This window comes from Acinetobacter sp. S-1 (genome assembly GCF_059579785.1).
In genome coordinates, this window is record NZ_CM184207.1 from 2,892,394 (window position 1) to 2,907,284 (window position 14,891).

Here is a 14,891-nt window from a genome sequence, read left to right on the forward strand (position 1 = left end):
AATGGATATGGAATTATATAAATCGGTTGTAGATTTCGTTAGGAATCATAACAAAGCTAGCACGTCACATATTCAACGTGCATTTAACCTCAGTTATAACCGTGCCGTTCCACTCATGGATAAATTAGAAGAAGACTATGTAATTAGTCCAATGTCAGCAAATGGCAAACGTGAAGTTTATCCAGAAATTGTGGCTGAGCTCCAGCAACAAATTAAAGTTCTAACTGCCGATTTAAAAGAGTCACAAAGTGATTTTGCTTATGCATATAAATCTGTTACTAGCTGGACTGAACGAGCATATAAACAACGTAAAAAAGTTGAATTAATTAAGAATGAGGTTGAGCGATTCCAGCAATCAGGATCCCCTTTAGACCTAAATCAATTCTTAAGTAATTTAATTGAATTGGCCACATTTAAAAATGATCATGAATTTACAGATCATTTATTAGTACCAGCACAAAAATTCTTTACCCATGATTTTAATGGTGATGGCTTTAAATATCACGATTCACTAGAAGAAGCTCAGAAAGAAGCAGAAGTTAATCTCGACTATTACAGAGATAGAGTTGCAGATGGCCATCATGTTGCTGATGAAGGTGAATTTTTTGAACTTTGCTACGGCGTTGTTATCGCATCAGCTGGGTATACAGTTGATGAAGTTGTTACAGAAGAACACCACAAAAAAGATGAGTTTACAAAATATGAAGTGGGAACGGAAATTTTAGGCCTTCACTTTAATAAATGTAATAGCGAATCGGGAGATGCTAATGAGTAAATCAACATTGTGGGCGGTTGCTATGCGACCAGAAGGTTACAGCCCTTTTAAACAAACCCCAGCAGCTTCTAAAGAGATAGCTGAGAGAGCTGTAGAACGTTATAGAAAGATGCATGAAAAAGAAGGCAACAACTTTTTCTTAGAAATTTTTGATGATGTGATCAAAGTCCAGAAATGGCATGGCACCCGTAAGGATCATAAGAAAAAACTATTTTATGTAGAAAGCTGGTTTAGCCAAGCAATGTATCAATGCTTTGATTTGAAGACAGCTGAACGTGTTTTTAAATTTGATGAAATTGTGAATTGCTACAAGAAAGGATCTAGTCCCCTTGTAACCAAAAGCTTTGAAGAGGCAAAACAATTTTATAGATCTAGTGAGACGGGTTTTAAATATCAGATCCAGCCAATGGAACCACCTGAAAACCTTTTCAATTGGTTTCATCCAGATATTGAATTGTTTAACACCCTTGAAGAAGGAGCAGAAGCCTATACAAGAGAACAATGGGCACAACTTCAGGTGAATCTTAGAGTTGAAATTGAAACTCAGCTATTAGATTACGATGAAATACCAAATATACCGGAAGATGCAGTCGTTTGGCCCAACTGGAAGCCAGAACCACCAGAACAAGGACTATTTTTAATTGCAGCATTTGATTCAGAAAATGGCCCTGTTCTTTGGTGGGCTAAGCCAAACGTAGAATGTAAGGAGGTTTAAATGTCTTGGTATTCTTTAAGACAACTAGCTAAAGAGCTCGGTATGGCTCCAAATACATTTAAAAAATACTATTTGGAGGATTTCCCGCCAGATCGAGAGTCCAAAACTTATAAAGGATGGACTTCTCAATCCGTAGCTAAAATTAAAACTGCAATTCAAGGCGCTAAATAAGCGCCTTTAATCTTCTATAGGATATTTATAGTCATCAAAATTTAATAAATCAGTGGTATGCATTGCAGCACCGTTGGCACCACGAAATAAGTGACATGCATTGAAATTATGCATATTACAATAATTAAATAATTCAACGATTAATTCATATCCTAAAGTTATTTTTAATAACCTGTAACCACTTTCATAATACTTTAGAATATCTTTCAAGCATGGTCGAGTTCCAAATTGATTAAAGATTTTGATGTGATTTTTTGTGTAAGTTAAGACACCTTGTTGATGAGAAATATGCTGATTAAGGCCTTTAGGTGGATCAAGCACTTCGAGTACTTGATTCAATTCATTTGTAATACTTTCAGAATTTAATACCCAAATGCAAAATTTTGAATTTGGATCGTAATTCATTTTGAGTGCATGAGAACAAGCGAAATAACTAGCTACAAACGGATTTTTGGTCCAATCCAGCAATCTAGTTTCAACTCCATAATGTTGCGCATACACAGCTAACTCAAAAAAATCATCATCAAACCAATCTAGCGGATCTTTCCCAAACAATTTCCTATATTTACTTAACTTATTTTTTTGTCTTCTTCTCAATTGATCATTATCTGATGGTAATTGAACACCAGCTAAATCACAGGAATCTTGGAATTTCAATAAAATTTCTGACTCATAATTTTGATCTAAACTCCAATTTGTCTTAATCCACCCAATATTTTTTTTATTACGATAAAATGTTGGTTTTAAATCCCAATCACTTTCTCCATGTCCCCGATAAATGATCGACTTGTCTAATGTGCTATACCCTTTAAAATCTTTTATCTTAAAAAAAGGAAAATTAACAGTTGTTGGGTTATATTCCATTCTTAATTGAGTCATAAGATCTTTTACATGTAATTTATCTGGACGAATAAAAGTTAAAAACTCCTCAAAGTCATTAAACCTAATTTCAAAATGAGAATCATTGTTTTTTAATTGACCATAGTATTTATTTTTCATAATTATTTGATAACTATTCAACATTACACATTAGGAATTCATCTAGAATAAAATTTAAAATTCTAGAGATTGAACTTCAACGTATTGGTTTAAGTTTAGGGTTTAGGTTCATTCTTTTGCTTAGCGCTTTCATTTAACAAATTTCTAACTTTCTGACCAAAGAATACGCTACCTAATAATGACTCTAACCCTTCACCTAATGCCTCAATATCATGAGCAATAAGTTTATTACCATTCACATTCATTTCACATGGAAAGCCATCAGGTTGAATAATTAATAATGTTAAATCATGGCTCTTAGATGGATCAGATTCTAATTTTATATAAATAACTCTCTCTTGTTTAGAAATTTGCTCAATATTTACATCGGTTAAATTAATAGAGAGATTCGCTAAGGCTCCCAAAGTGTTGTAAGACTTATATCTCCATGCAAGACCAATTTTTCCATACGTACTATCCAAGACAGCTTGATTAGCTGCAGAAATTAAGTTGTTTATTTCTTCGATATTTCTTTCTCTATCAATCGAAGCATTAATCCCTTGTTGAATCGCTTTTTCAAAATTAAAATTCAAGAGGTTTTCTCCAACTTTGCTATTACAGGAAAATGATCTGAGGGGTTAGAAGCTAAATTTTGATTTAGAGACATTATTGTTAACTCATCAAGTATTTGAACATTTTTATCCTCTAAATCCCATCCCTCTTTAAAAAAATTACCAGAAAAAAGAATTTGATCATACACATGCCAATGATGATATTCTGCTTTTTTATAATAATGTGAACCTGAAGGAGTATCTTCCTTGACTGGCAAAAATTTCCAAAATGGGTTGTAAAAAAGAGAGGGATTTGATTTTATAACATTTTTATCCCGTGAGCTTCTTATACCATTAAGAATGCAAGAGTCATATGGTTCAACATTGAAATCACCTAAAACAATAAATTTTGTTGAACTGATTTTTTCTTTTTCATTAACAATATCATTTCTAGTACCAGAAGCAATTGATCGTCTTTTTTCATTATTATCTCCTAAATGAGAAGGCCAATGTGCAACGTACAAAAGTATTCGCTCATTTAAAGATGTACTGTAAAACTCAAATTTCTGATATGTTTTTATTTTACTTTTACTTTCTCCATCAATTTGATATTTCATATCAATAAATTCAAAATTATTTTTATAAATGACACATAAGTCGAAATATAACCCTTTATATGATTCATACTTGATTTTGAAATCATACCCCTTACCAATTATTGAAATTGATTGATCTATGAACTCAAGATCTTCAGGGGAAATTTCACACAAACATAAAAAATCAATGTTCATTTTTAGCATAGAATCAATAACTAAAGCTATCAATTGTCTTTTTGAATCTGGCGACTTATTCCATTCTTTCGCAAGCGGAGGAGAGAGGTTTACATTCCAAAAGCCAACAAAAAGTTCTGATTTTATCATTTTATACTTATCCACCCCTCAACTTCATTCGCATACCAAGTCATTAACTCTACCCTTTCATCCCAATACTCAGCGCGGTTATAAATTTTGCTAGTTTTATCTGCCTTGGTAGACTTATTCACATGAGCAATCTGATAGTCGATTACCTCGCCACGGAATAATTTACTTTCATTCGCATGGGTCGAAAATAGTGAACGGAAACCATGGGTAACCATTTTATCTTCGTAACCCATTCTTTTTATCATGGTAAGTACCGATTCAGAGGTCATGTGCTCATAAGGCTTTCCACGTTTTTTAAATATATAACCATCATCAGTTTTTACACTTTCGAGTTCTTTAAATAGTGCATAAATCTGCGGCACTAGTGGAACCATTAATTCCTTTCTTCTTTTCATCCTGTCCGTTGGAATAATCCAAACCTTATTTTCAAAGTCTAATTCGCCAGAATCCCATCTAGCCTTTAATAATTCTGTTATACGCGTTCCTGTATAACAAACTAGAAGCATTGCCATTTTAACTATAGAACTTGAATGGCTTGCATGCATGCGTCTAAAAAATTCAGGCATTTCACATGCAGGTAAACAAGGATGGCTATCAGATTCATATTCTGGAATTACATCCTCTACCAATGTACATGGATTACGATCTGTATAATCTGAGGCAATTGCAAAATCAAATACCTGCTTGCCAAGTCTTAATGCTCGGCTTGCTGTTTCTAAAGTACCCTTTGCTACAATTTCTTTAATTTTCTTCGAGATGTGCTTTCGTTCAACTTCATTAATTGGAAGATTTTTAAAGTCTTCGGTTAGATATGCTAGTCGATATTCGACTGTGTCATAGTATTTTTTGCTGGTCCATTGAGATTTCATGATACTCAACCATTCCTCAACTACTTTATGGACTGGTGGAGAATTAGCAACCTTACCCTGATATTCTAATTTTAATTGTCTTGCTTGTAGACGTGCTTCCTTACATCCCATAACGGGATATTCGCCAAGCATTTTTTGATTTTGCTTTCCATTTTGACGGTATGACAGAACCCATTTCTTTTTCCCGTTTGGAAAGACAGAAATGTTTAACCCTTCCCCATCCGCAACTGAATATCTAGATTCTTTAGGTTTTAATGACTTTACTTGGGCATCCGAAAGCATAGTGTTATACCGTATAACAATTGTATAACAGCTTATAGTGATAAAGTTTGATTATCAATGATTAAGCTGAATCAAGAATGATTAAATCAAAGGCATTAAAAAAGCCCTAAATCATTAAGATTTAAGGCTTTTTGATCAACTCTAATCATATGTGATTAACTTTGATCTTAGTATTTGGTGGAGATGGCGGGAGTTGAACCCGCGTCCGCCAGCACTACGCTCGAGAATACTACATGCTTAGATATCGTCTATTGTTTTAACACCAAGTGACCCGACGAACAGGGTACAAGGTGCGATCCTCTAAGTTTGGTATAAAGCCCCGAGGCTTGACTCTATACGGACTTGTGTGCGTGCGCTACGGTCGGGTTCCTAAACCACAAGTATTCTAGGAAGCGGACAAACTGCCCTTAGGCAGCTAGAGCGTAAGTTTCGTCGTTTGCGACTATTAAAATGCAAATTTTATTTACGAGAGAAAATGCGCTCTCGGCATGCATCTATGAGTTTCATCACCGGCGTCGAAGCCAATAACATCCCCATGAATGTCTGAACATCATAGCATAACTAAAATAAAATGCTGTGCATTTTATCAACAGTCCGCTACTGATGAACATATTTACATAATGGAGAGCCTTTTGTTTTTTTCAAGGGCCACATAAAAAAGCTGCCAAAAATGACAGCTTTTTTTAAAGTGTGGTCTATAAAGCACCGTTGCCTAACACAATACCTTCACGGCGTGGGTCTACCCCACCTGCGTATTTACTTTGATTATTTATATTTACTTTCATAATCGTTGAAATACCACTGGTTTGCGCAGTGTTAGAGATGCCATGCCCTTTTGCTTTTAAGCCTTCAATCAGGTCAACTAAAGAAAGCTGTACATTCGAGCTATCCACATTGGTGTTTTTGCTATTGGTCGCGCCAAAGTTTACAAGCGAAGTAGCCTGCTGTGCATTTAAGTTCCAGTCCAATGCACCCACCAAAGTTTTAACCACATATTGAATGATCGTACCGCCGCCTGGTGAACCTGTTGCCATATAAAATTCATCTGGTGTGGTGCCTTTAAACACTAAAGTTGGTGCCATGGTACTACGTGGGCGTTTGCCCCCTTCTACACGGTTGGGGACCAGTGCCCCAGTGCTGTCTAGCGGGTTTGCGCTAAAGTCAGTTAACTGGTTTGACAGCAAGAAACCATCCACCATATGGAATGACCCCATGCTCGATTCAACAGTCGATGTCATTGAAACCACATTGCCATAGGCATCTACAATCGTGAACTGAGTCGTGCCATGTTCAACAGTGGTGTCCACACCTGCCGTTGTATTAAAATTACCTGCTGGTGCTACGCCCATACTTTGGTTCGGGTTAATCAGTGCTGCACGTTGTTTCAGGTAATTTTTATCAATAAAGCTTGGAATACCCTGTGCCGGCAAACGAACAAAGTCGGTATCTGCCACATATTTGTCACGGTCGGCGTAGGCCAAACGCTCTGCTTCAGACACTAAATGCACGCCCATGACATCGGGCACACCACCTTCATTTTCAGGGTTTTTAGGTGGATAAAGCGACATATCAAAGTTTTCTAAAATACCCAGTGTTTGAGCAACCGCAATTCCTCCTGACGATGGAGGTGGCATGGTACATACATAGTAACGGTCACGGTACGTCGTACAAATCGGGTCGCGTTTTTTCACCTGATAGTTCGATAAATCCTGCAAGGTCATCAAACTTGGGGTAATTGGAGTTCGTGCTGGGTCATCCCCTAACGTCTGTCCTGCTTTCGCTACAATCGCTTGTGCGATCGGGCCAGTGTGCAGCGCATTTGCCCCTTGTGAAGCAAGTGCTTCTAGGGTTTTTGCATAGGCTTTATTGGTCATGGTTTCACCGACTTTACGAGGTGAACCATCTGGGTAGAAATAGGTCGCCATTGCATTTGCATCAAGCGCTAAGCTGTTTGCATTGTTTGCAATTGCATCTGCTAAACGGCCCGGAATGCGGAAACCATTGTCGGCTAAACCAATCGCTTCACCAAAAAGCTGGTTCCACTTAAGCTTGCCATGTTCTTGTTGCGCTTGTTCAAGCAAACGCATCACACCCGGCACACCAATCGAGCGACCACTACGGCGCGCACTTGGCACAGGCGCTGGTGAATTTGGGTCATATATATCTTGGCGAATTAAATAATATTCGTTAGCTGCGGCTGGTGCGGTTTCACGGCCATCATAAGCAGTGACTTTTTTGGTTTTGGCATCGTAATACATCATAAAACCACTACCAGCAATCGTGCTCGACTGCGGTTCAACCAAACCCAACACTGCTTGTACCGCAACGGCTGCATCGACTGCACTACCACCTGCTCTTAAAACATCACAACCAGCTTTTACCGCAAGTGGTGTGTTTGCCACCACCATATATTTATCTGCGTATTTAACCGTGTTACCGAGCCTATAACCCGATGCACCCTCTGGTGCGGCTGGATCACCATTTTGGTTTGAACCGACCACCACGCTTGAACCGTCTTGGGCCAGTTTGCTACAACTGGTCGGGTCATTATCTACAATTAAATTGGGTGGGGTTGTATTTGAATCATCCTTGGGCTGATCTGACGAGGAGTCATCTCCACATCCTTGTAATAAACCGACTGCTAATAAACTACTGAACAAAAATGAATATCTTTTATTCACGTGATAACTCCAATATATACGCCTGCCTATCCATGCAATTGCCATGCAAGCTTCTTTGTTTTCAGGTCTTCAGTTTTTTAATCTTTGATAAAAATAAAGTTTTAATAATATTAAATGATTGAGGACGTTTATTTTGTGCTCTGTGTAATGTCTCCTTGTTTGTTATCACACTCTTTTATAACTGATTTGCCCAATTCTGGCATGCTTTATTTCTTTAAATACAGGCAAAATTTCCTATTTATAAACCCGCTCATTTTGTAGTTGGCCTAAAAAAAAGCACCTCCGAAGAGATGCTTTTTTATGTTTAGTGAGAAGGCATACCACTGACCTGTTTGGGTTTTGGACACAGCCAAATGACCAGTCCCGCAAAGACAAACACGATCGCAAACAGTAAAAACACATGGTTTGCCGACATGGTAATAGCTTCTTTATCGACAAGGTTTGAAATAATTCCAAGCGTCGAGTCAGCCGTAAAACCATTTTGCAAAAGTGTGTTTTGCACTTCAGTCGTATGAAGGTTTGACACCATTTCACTACGGGCAACTTTGGCATGGTCATCCCACACGGTGACTGCAATTGAAGCACCAATCGCCCCTGCCATGGTTCTTAAGAAGTTCATGAGGCCCGCAGCAGATGCAATTTCTTGCTGGAGTACCGAACCAAGCGCAATGTTCGACAGTGGAATAAAGAAGAACGGTACAGCAAAACCTTGCAGGATTTGCGGCCAAGCCAGTGCCATAAAGTCAGCATCTGTGGTCCAGAATGCCCGCATTAAGGTCACAGCGCCCAACAAAATCAAACCGAAACTTGCCAGTGCGCGTGGGTCATGTTTGGTCGAAAGCTTTGCCACAATAGGTGACATGGTCAAACTACCAAAGCCCATGGTTGCAGTTAAATAGCCGGCCCACGTGGCGGTGTAAGAAAGGTTCATTTGCAGCCACTGCGGAATCAGTACAATACTGCCAAAGAATGCGCCAAAACCAAGTGACAAGGCCAGTACCGAGATTGCAAAACCCCTATGCCTAAAGACTTTGACGTCTACGACGGGATGTTTGTCGGTCAGCTCCCATATCAGGAACACCACAAAGCCAATGGCGGCAGTTAAAGCTAAAACGATAATGCTGGTGCTGTTAAACCAGTCGCGTTCGTGCCCTAAGTCAAGCATGAGCTGTAGCGCACCAATCCACAAAATTAACAAACCTAAACCGACCGTGTCGATTCTTAAAGAAATCGTTTCTGTTTCAGCCACTCTTAACAAGCGCATTGCCGCTAAAACACAAATAATCCCAACAGGTAAGTTAATAAAGAAAATCCAGTGCCAAGATAGGTTGTCACTAATCAGACCACCCAAAATTGGTCCTAAGATTGGTCCAACGACGGTAGTCATGGCCCATAGGCCCATTGCCTGTGCATGCTTTTCTTGAGGGAAAATGCGCATCAGCAAGGTTTGACTGAGTGGCATAAGCGGGCCACCGCATAGACCTTGTCCAATACGGAAAAACACCAGCATGCCTAACGAGTTTGCTAGTCCGCACAAAAAAGAAAAAATGGTAAAACCAATCAGACCAAAAATAAAAACCCGAACGGTTCCAAAGCGACCCGCAAGCCAACCTGTTAAAGGTACACAAATCGCTTCTGCAACGGCGTACGACGTAACTACCCATGTCCCTTGTGTACTTGAAACGGCAAGGTTACCGGTAATGTGCGGTACAGATACGTTGGCAATAGTCGTATCGAGCACGACCATAAAGTTCGACAAGGCAATAACAAACGCTGCCAGTATTAAACGGCCACCGCTTAGTTCGGCAAAAGGTGTTTGCGTTTTCATAAGCGTTTACTTCGCAGATAAGTCGACTTTTGCTTCCATCGACAAGCCAACACGTAGTGGGTGTTCAGCAAGTTCTTTTGGGTCAAGTGCAATACGAACCGGTAAGCGTTGAACTACTTTAATCCAGTTTCCTGTTGCGTTTTGAGCCGGAATTAAGGCAAAGGCAGAGCCTGTACCACCAGAGAAGCCCATCACTTTGCCGTGATATTCAACGTCATCGCCATATAAATCTGAGGTCAGCGTGACAGCCTGACCCGGACGGACTTTTTTCAACTGACTTTCTTTAAAGTTTGCATCTACATATAAATCGTTAAGCGGCACAATCATCATCATGCTGGTGCCCGGCGCAACACGTTGACCCACTTGAATATTACGGCGCGTAACTACTCCATCAACTGGTGCACGAATCACGGTACGTTCCAAATCAAGCTGAGCTTGTTCAACATGTGCTTGTGCAACTTGTACATCAGGTGTTGATGTTTCACTTACCCCCTGAATTAACGCTTCGTTTGCAGCTAAGGTACTTTCGGCAGCTTTACGACTCGAAGAGGCTTGCGCTAAACCAGCTTTAGCAAGCTCTAGTCCTGCTTTAGCTGTTTCAACTGCACTTTGTGCTTTGGTGAGTTCTTCTTTAGACACTGCACCAGAGGCTGCAAGCTGCGCACGGCGGTTGAGTTCTAAAGCAGCTTTGTCATAGTCGGCCTGCGCTTGAGCGACCTGTGCTTTGGCACTGTTAATTTCGTCAGCACGTACCACCACTTGAGAGTTTAAAGAACTACTGTTTGCCGCAGTTTGTTTGTATTGGCGTTTTGCTTTGGCAAGTTCTGCCTCAGCTTGAGCCAATGCAATTTTGGCATCACGGTCATCAATACGAACCAGCACGTCACCACGATGTACAGTTTGGGTATCTTTTACGACAACCTGAGCGACCTGTCCGCTCACCATTGAAGTAATTTGCGCGGTTTCTGCACCGACATAGGCATTATCCGTACTCACGGAATTATTTAAAAATAATGCCCAGATTGCATACAAAATAGCGGCGATCAATAAAATCAGCGCAAAAAAACCAAGAAATTTTTTGCGCTTGTTTTGATTGTTTTCATCCGAGGCAGATGTTGTTGGCACTGTTTCTTGTACATTGCTTTGTGCATCAGTCATGGTATGTTCCTAAAGATGAGTTGGCTTTGCCATCAATCTCGCACTACACCTTGTTATAGAGTTTTTATTTTTCTATAAACAAGACATACCGCATTGTCAAAGGAGCTAATTTTAACGCTAAAACCTCATAATATGAGAATAAAAATTTATAACTAATGCGTTCGTTCTAATTAAATTAATGTTTATCTCAAAGTTTTTGTAAAAATTTCTGCTTTTTATACACTAAAAAAAGCGCACTTGGCGCTTTCAAAGGGTTCAATTCATTGCTTAATAGGCATATGAAGCAATGCCGGCAGCAATCGCTTTATCTTCATCATTGACCATGGTCATGCGCATGGTGCAGCCCTTACGACCTAAACGTAATACTTCGGCACGTGCAATAAAATATTTACCACGCCCCGGTGCTAAATAATCTACACGCATGTCGACTGTTGCCAAACGCGACACTTGCTTAATGGTTTCAGTTAAAGTTTCGGGAGTTGAACGGCGATATAGGTGTTCCATTGCCACAATTCCACCAATACTATCGAGCAAAGTTGCAGCAACACCACCATGCAAAATCTGAAATGCCAAATTGCCAATCAGGTTGGGTTGCATCTCGATATAGCCTTCAATGTGCCCGTCCACCACACGCATAATCATTCCACTATGCTTAAAAAAAGGAGAGCTATTAAACGCCTTACATAATTGGTTGAGAACCACACTCAGGTCAGTTTTTGCACCTAAATGGATGTTCCCAGTCCAATTTTTCTTTTCTTCACTCATATGTTGCCTAAATTTAAAAGCATGATAAACGCCCATAATTTTGTACAAATACAGCATTATGGGGCTACAATACAGCAGTCGGTTGACAGTAATGGAATATCCGCCAACCTATCCTAGTGTAATACCGAACATCGAGATTGTTATGACTTATACGTTCAATCGTCCTGCATTTCCAGCCACTCGCATGCGCCGTATCCGTAAAAATGACCAGTTGCGTGCGATGGTCAGCGAAACACAGCTCACTACCAATCACTTGATTTATCCAGTATTTGTATTACCGGGACAAAATCAGACCCAAGATATTCCAAGTATGCCGAACATTCAGCGTTTGTCGGCAGATTTGTTACTGAAAAAAGCTGAAAGACTTCTGGAATTGGGCGTATCAAAACTGGCTCTTTTTCCAGTTACCCCGCAAGAAGATAAAAGCCTCACCGCAGAAGCTGCATGGCGTGAAGATGGTTTAGTACAAACCACGTGCCGTTTACTTAAAAAAGAATTACCAGAAATGGTGTTAATCACTGATGGTGCCCTCGACCCATACACCACGCATGGTCAAGACGGCATTATTGATGAAACAGGCTATGTGCTAAACGACGAGACTGTAGAATGCTTGATTAAACAAGCGTTAAGTCATGCAGAAGCAGGTGCCGAAGTGATTGCACCAAGCGACATGATGGATGGCCGTATTGGCGCAATTCGTCAAGCTTTAGAAGCCAATGGTCACATCTATACCAACATCATGGCCTACTCTGCGAAATATGCATCTAGCTTCTATGGTCCGTTCCGTGATGCTGTTGGCTCTGCATCCAACCTCAAAGGTGGTAATAAATATAACTACCAGATGGACTTTGCCAACCGTGCCGAAGCTTTACATGAAATCGCGCTTGATATTCAAGAAGGCGCCGACATGGTGATTGTAAAACCGGGTATGCCATATCTGGATGTGGTACGTGAAGTGAAAGATACCTTTGGTGTTCCTACATTCATTTACCAAGTGAGTGGCGAATATGCAATGTTAGCCGGCGCAATTCAAAATGGCTGGTTATCAGACTCTGTGATTTTAGAATCACTGATGTGCTGTCGCCGCGCTGGTGCAGACGGGATCTGGACTTACTTTGCAGAAACCGCTGCCGAAAAACTCAAGGAAATGAACTAAGTTCGCAGAGAAAGGATAACACTGCATGCATATTGCAATTATTGGCGCGGGCATAAGTGGATTAATGTCTGCGCTGGAGTTGGTTGAACAAGGCTGTAAAGTCAGCATTTTTGATCAACAACAAGCGGGACAAGCAGCCTCTTGGGCTGGCGGAGGAATTCTCTCTCCGATGTACCCGTGGCGCTATGTGCATGCAGTGAACCAACTTGCTCAATTTGGTAAAGCCTCTTATCAAGCATGGAACCAAAAGCTCTACCCTGTTACAGGGATTGATTTTGAAATTCATGACACAGGCATGCTGATTTTTGATGAAGAAGATTTTGACGTTGGACTTTCCTATGCAAATCAACATCAAGAACCCATGCAGCGCTGTGAATATTTACAGCGAGATGCGTTAGAACAAGTCAACCCACATATTTCCGATCAGTTTCAAGAAGCGATTTATTTCCCTGAACTGTCTAATATTCGCAACCCGCGCGTATTACAGTCCCTGATTAGCTATTTAAAGCAACATCCAAATGTTGAATTTTTTGAACACACTGCTGTTAAAAAACTGATTCAACAGGGCGATGTGATACAAGCGCTACAAACTGAAGATGGCCGCAAACATACAGCAGATCATTTTGTAATAACTTCGGGTGCTTGGAGCCATTACTGGAACTCACAATTACAACTCGAAATTCCAGTCGAACCTGTTCAAGGTCAAATGCTGTTATTTAAAACCCCTGCTCACTGGCTACCGACCATGTGTATGAATCGAGTGATGTATCTGATTCCTCGTATGGACGGTCATATCGTGTGCGGTTCTAGCATGGCACATCGTGGTTTTGACACCTCTACCGATGAAACGACTCAGCACAATATTTTAGAAGCATGTTTAGAAATGGTGCCTGAACTGGTCGATTTCCCGGTTGTACATCGCTGGGCAGGCCTCAGACCAAGTTCACCAAACGGTGTTCCATACATTGGCAAAATGCCTGAGATGGACAATCTCTGGGCAAACTTTGGTCATTTTAGAAATGGTTTATGTATGGGCGCAGGTTCTGCGCAATTGCTCCGTCAACTTATGCTGGGTCAACCGACATTAGTTGATGCCAAAGCATATTCTCCAGAGCGTTTGCAAAATAAAATCTTAGCCTGAGGTGAGTATATTCTCTAAAGCCATTTTTAACTGAGGATAAGCAAACTCAAATCCTTCAGTTTGTAAGGCTGCGGGTTTGACGTATTGTCCATTTAAGATCAATTGAGACTGTTCGCCCAACAAACAGCGAAAAACAGTGCTTGGTGCTGACAACAATGGTTTCTTATTCAAAACCTCTGCTGCTTGTTCAACAAAAGCTTTTTGAGTCACATTTTCTGGCGCTACGACATTGTGAATTTGAGCAGATTGAGGATGTTTAAATATAAACTCAATTGCGTTTAATACGTCTTCAATATGTACCCAAACCACAGGCTGACGGCCATGACCAATTTGACCGACTAAATTGAGTCGAATAGGAAGCAACATTTTAGGCAAAATGCCACCGCCCTGCCCAAACACCACACCTAAGCGAATAATTTTAGTATTTTGCTGAGGATCTGCTAAAGCTGCTCGCTCCCACTCTTGGCAAAGCTCGGACATAAAAATAGGCTGTGGCGGGCTTTGTTCAGTACACACTTCTGCCCACTTTTCTTGATCATCTATTCCGTAATAACCAATTGCAGAACCAGACACAATTACTTCCGGAAAAATTTCAGACTGCTTGAGCCATGCATACAGTTTTCGGGTCGTATTTACACGGCTTTCAATGAGTTGTTTTTTACGTGACTCGGTCCAGCGTTTCTCGCCAATATTTGCGCCTGCCAAATTCACCACATAGTCAATTTGACAGGTCGTAATATCTTCAAGTTTTTGCACCCACTGTAAGGCAGGATGGTCAGATTTCTTTCCAGCCTGCCGTGTCACAGCAATCACGTTATAATTTTTTTGTAGCAGGAACTTAATTAAATGCGTGCCAATAAAACCACTGGCACCCGTGATTAATACATTCTTATTCATATTT

The 14,891-nt window shown here is 40.3% G+C and carries 14 protein-coding genes and 1 other RNA gene; 5 read left to right on the forward strand and 10 right to left on the reverse strand.

Features of this window, described 5'->3' with window-relative positions:
* Position 1 precedes the first annotated feature (1 nt).
* Genes AC52J8_RS13880 through AC52J8_RS13890 form a run of 3 tightly spaced genes read left to right on the forward strand, consistent with a single transcriptional unit; the run spans position 2 to position 1,661 of the window.
* Positions 2–775, forward strand: a complete 774-nt coding sequence (locus tag AC52J8_RS13880; RefSeq protein WP_336016575.1) for a DNA translocase FtsK — start codon at positions 2–4, stop codon at positions 773–775.
* Positions 768–1,490: a hypothetical protein gene (locus tag AC52J8_RS13885; protein WP_496538841.1), complete on the forward strand. Its 723-nt coding sequence runs from the start codon at positions 768–770 to the stop codon at positions 1,488–1,490. The genes AC52J8_RS13880 and AC52J8_RS13885 overlap by 8 nt, the downstream gene beginning before the upstream one ends.
* Entirely contained in the window at positions 1,491–1,661 is a 171-nt protein-coding gene (locus AC52J8_RS13890; RefSeq protein ID WP_013198745.1) for a GntR family transcriptional regulator, read from the forward strand.
* A gap of 6 nt (positions 1,662–1,667) precedes the next feature.
* Here the strand turns inward: AC52J8_RS13890 and AC52J8_RS13895 are convergent, their stop codons facing one another.
* The 9 genes from AC52J8_RS13895 to AC52J8_RS13935 all read right to left on the reverse strand — a co-directional run bounded on the left by AC52J8_RS13895 (position 1,668) and on the right by AC52J8_RS13935 (position 11,693).
* Positions 1,668–2,660, reverse strand: a complete 993-nt coding sequence (locus AC52J8_RS13895; protein WP_496538842.1) for an FRG domain-containing protein — start codon at positions 2,658–2,660, stop codon at positions 1,668–1,670.
* A 95-nt stretch (positions 2,661–2,755) separates the two neighbouring features.
* Complete coding sequence (locus tag AC52J8_RS13900; protein ID WP_496538843.1) at positions 2,756–3,232, reverse strand: hypothetical protein; 477 nt, start codon at positions 3,230–3,232, stop codon at positions 2,756–2,758.
* Entirely contained in the window at positions 3,229–4,110 is an 882-nt protein-coding gene (locus AC52J8_RS13905; RefSeq protein WP_496538844.1) for an endonuclease/exonuclease/phosphatase family protein, read from the reverse strand. The genes AC52J8_RS13900 and AC52J8_RS13905 overlap by 4 nt, the downstream gene beginning before the upstream one ends.
* Positions 4,107–5,261 (reverse strand): tyrosine-type recombinase/integrase, encoded by a 1,155-nt coding sequence (locus AC52J8_RS13910; protein ID WP_496538845.1) that lies wholly within the window; start codon positions 5,259–5,261, stop codon positions 4,107–4,109. Before AC52J8_RS13910 ends, AC52J8_RS13905 begins: the two co-directional genes overlap by 4 nt.
* 175 nt (positions 5,262–5,436) lie before the next feature.
* Positions 5,437–5,796, reverse strand: a transfer-messenger RNA (tmRNA) gene (gene ssrA / locus AC52J8_RS13915).
* A gap of 160 nt (positions 5,797–5,956) precedes the next feature.
* Entirely contained in the window at positions 5,957–7,942 is a 1,986-nt protein-coding gene (ggt, locus tag AC52J8_RS13920; RefSeq protein WP_214285103.1) for a gamma-glutamyltransferase, read from the reverse strand.
* A gap of 304 nt (positions 7,943–8,246) precedes the next feature.
* Positions 8,247–9,770 carry a DHA2 family efflux MFS transporter permease subunit gene (locus AC52J8_RS13925; RefSeq protein ID WP_032057659.1) on the reverse strand — a complete coding sequence of 508 codons (1,524 nt, stop codon included), beginning with the start codon at positions 9,768–9,770 and terminating at the stop codon, positions 8,247–8,249.
* Positions 9,771–9,776: 6 nt separating this feature from the next.
* Positions 9,777–10,928: an EmrA/EmrK family multidrug efflux transporter periplasmic adaptor subunit gene (locus AC52J8_RS13930; protein ID WP_002121732.1), complete on the reverse strand. Its 1,152-nt coding sequence runs from the start codon at positions 10,926–10,928 to the stop codon at positions 9,777–9,779.
* A 267-nt stretch (positions 10,929–11,195) separates the two neighbouring features.
* Positions 11,196–11,693, reverse strand: coding sequence for a thioesterase family protein (locus AC52J8_RS13935; RefSeq protein ID WP_214285102.1), 498 nt, complete (start codon positions 11,691–11,693; stop codon positions 11,196–11,198).
* Positions 11,694–11,835: 142 nt separating this feature from the next.
* On the opposite strand from AC52J8_RS13935, the gene hemB reads away from it, so the two are divergent.
* Together hemB and AC52J8_RS13945 are read left to right on the forward strand one after the other, a co-directional pair.
* Complete coding sequence (gene hemB, locus AC52J8_RS13940) at positions 11,836–12,849, forward strand: porphobilinogen synthase (protein WP_004748084.1); 1,014 nt, start codon at positions 11,836–11,838, stop codon at positions 12,847–12,849.
* Between the two features lie 25 nt (positions 12,850–12,874).
* The gene (locus AC52J8_RS13945; RefSeq protein ID WP_208753180.1) at positions 12,875–13,990 is read left to right on the forward strand and encodes an NAD(P)/FAD-dependent oxidoreductase; all 1,116 of its coding nucleotides are present in this window, start codon (positions 12,875–12,877) and stop codon (positions 13,988–13,990) included.
* Here AC52J8_RS13945 and AC52J8_RS13950 read toward each other — a convergent pair.
* Complete coding sequence (locus AC52J8_RS13950) at positions 13,982–14,887, reverse strand: TIGR01777 family oxidoreductase (RefSeq protein ID WP_208753179.1); 906 nt, start codon at positions 14,885–14,887, stop codon at positions 13,982–13,984. The two genes, AC52J8_RS13945 and AC52J8_RS13950, sit on opposite strands and share 9 nt — an antisense overlap.
* Positions 14,888–14,891: the final 4 nt, after the last annotated feature.

Excerpts from the sequence above, each read along its gene's own strand:
- AC52J8_RS13910 (WP_496538845.1), bottom strand. The coding sequence starts at position 5,261 with ATGCTTTCGGATGCCCAAGTAAAGTCATTAAAACCTAAAGAATCTAGA.
- AC52J8_RS13880 (WP_336016575.1), top strand. The coding sequence starts at position 2 with ATGGATATGGAATTATATAAATCGGTTGTAGATTTCGTTAGGAATCAT.
- AC52J8_RS13905 (WP_496538844.1), bottom strand. The coding sequence starts at position 4,110 with ATGATAAAATCAGAACTTTTTGTTGGCTTTTGGAATGTAAACCTCTCT.
- AC52J8_RS13945 (WP_208753180.1), top strand. The coding sequence starts at position 12,875 with ATGCATATTGCAATTATTGGCGCGGGCATAAGTGGATTAATGTCTGCG.
- AC52J8_RS13890 (WP_013198745.1), top strand. The coding sequence starts at position 1,491 with ATGTCTTGGTATTCTTTAAGACAACTAGCTAAAGAGCTCGGTATGGCT.
- AC52J8_RS13925 (WP_032057659.1), bottom strand. The coding sequence starts at position 9,770 with ATGAAAACGCAAACACCTTTTGCCGAACTAAGCGGTGGCCGTTTAATA.
- AC52J8_RS13895 (WP_496538842.1), bottom strand. The coding sequence starts at position 2,660 with ATGAAAAATAAATACTATGGTCAATTAAAAAACAATGATTCTCATTTT.
- AC52J8_RS13930 (WP_002121732.1), bottom strand. The coding sequence starts at position 10,928 with ATGACTGATGCACAAAGCAATGTACAAGAAACAGTGCCAACAACATCT.
- hemB (WP_004748084.1), top strand. The coding sequence starts at position 11,836 with ATGACTTATACGTTCAATCGTCCTGCATTTCCAGCCACTCGCATGCGC.
- AC52J8_RS13935 (WP_214285102.1), bottom strand. The coding sequence starts at position 11,693 with ATGAGTGAAGAAAAGAAAAATTGGACTGGGAACATCCATTTAGGTGCA.
- AC52J8_RS13950 (WP_208753179.1), bottom strand. The coding sequence starts at position 14,887 with ATGAATAAGAATGTATTAATCACGGGTGCCAGTGGTTTTATTGGCACG.
- AC52J8_RS13885 (WP_496538841.1), top strand. The coding sequence starts at position 768 with ATGAGTAAATCAACATTGTGGGCGGTTGCTATGCGACCAGAAGGTTAC.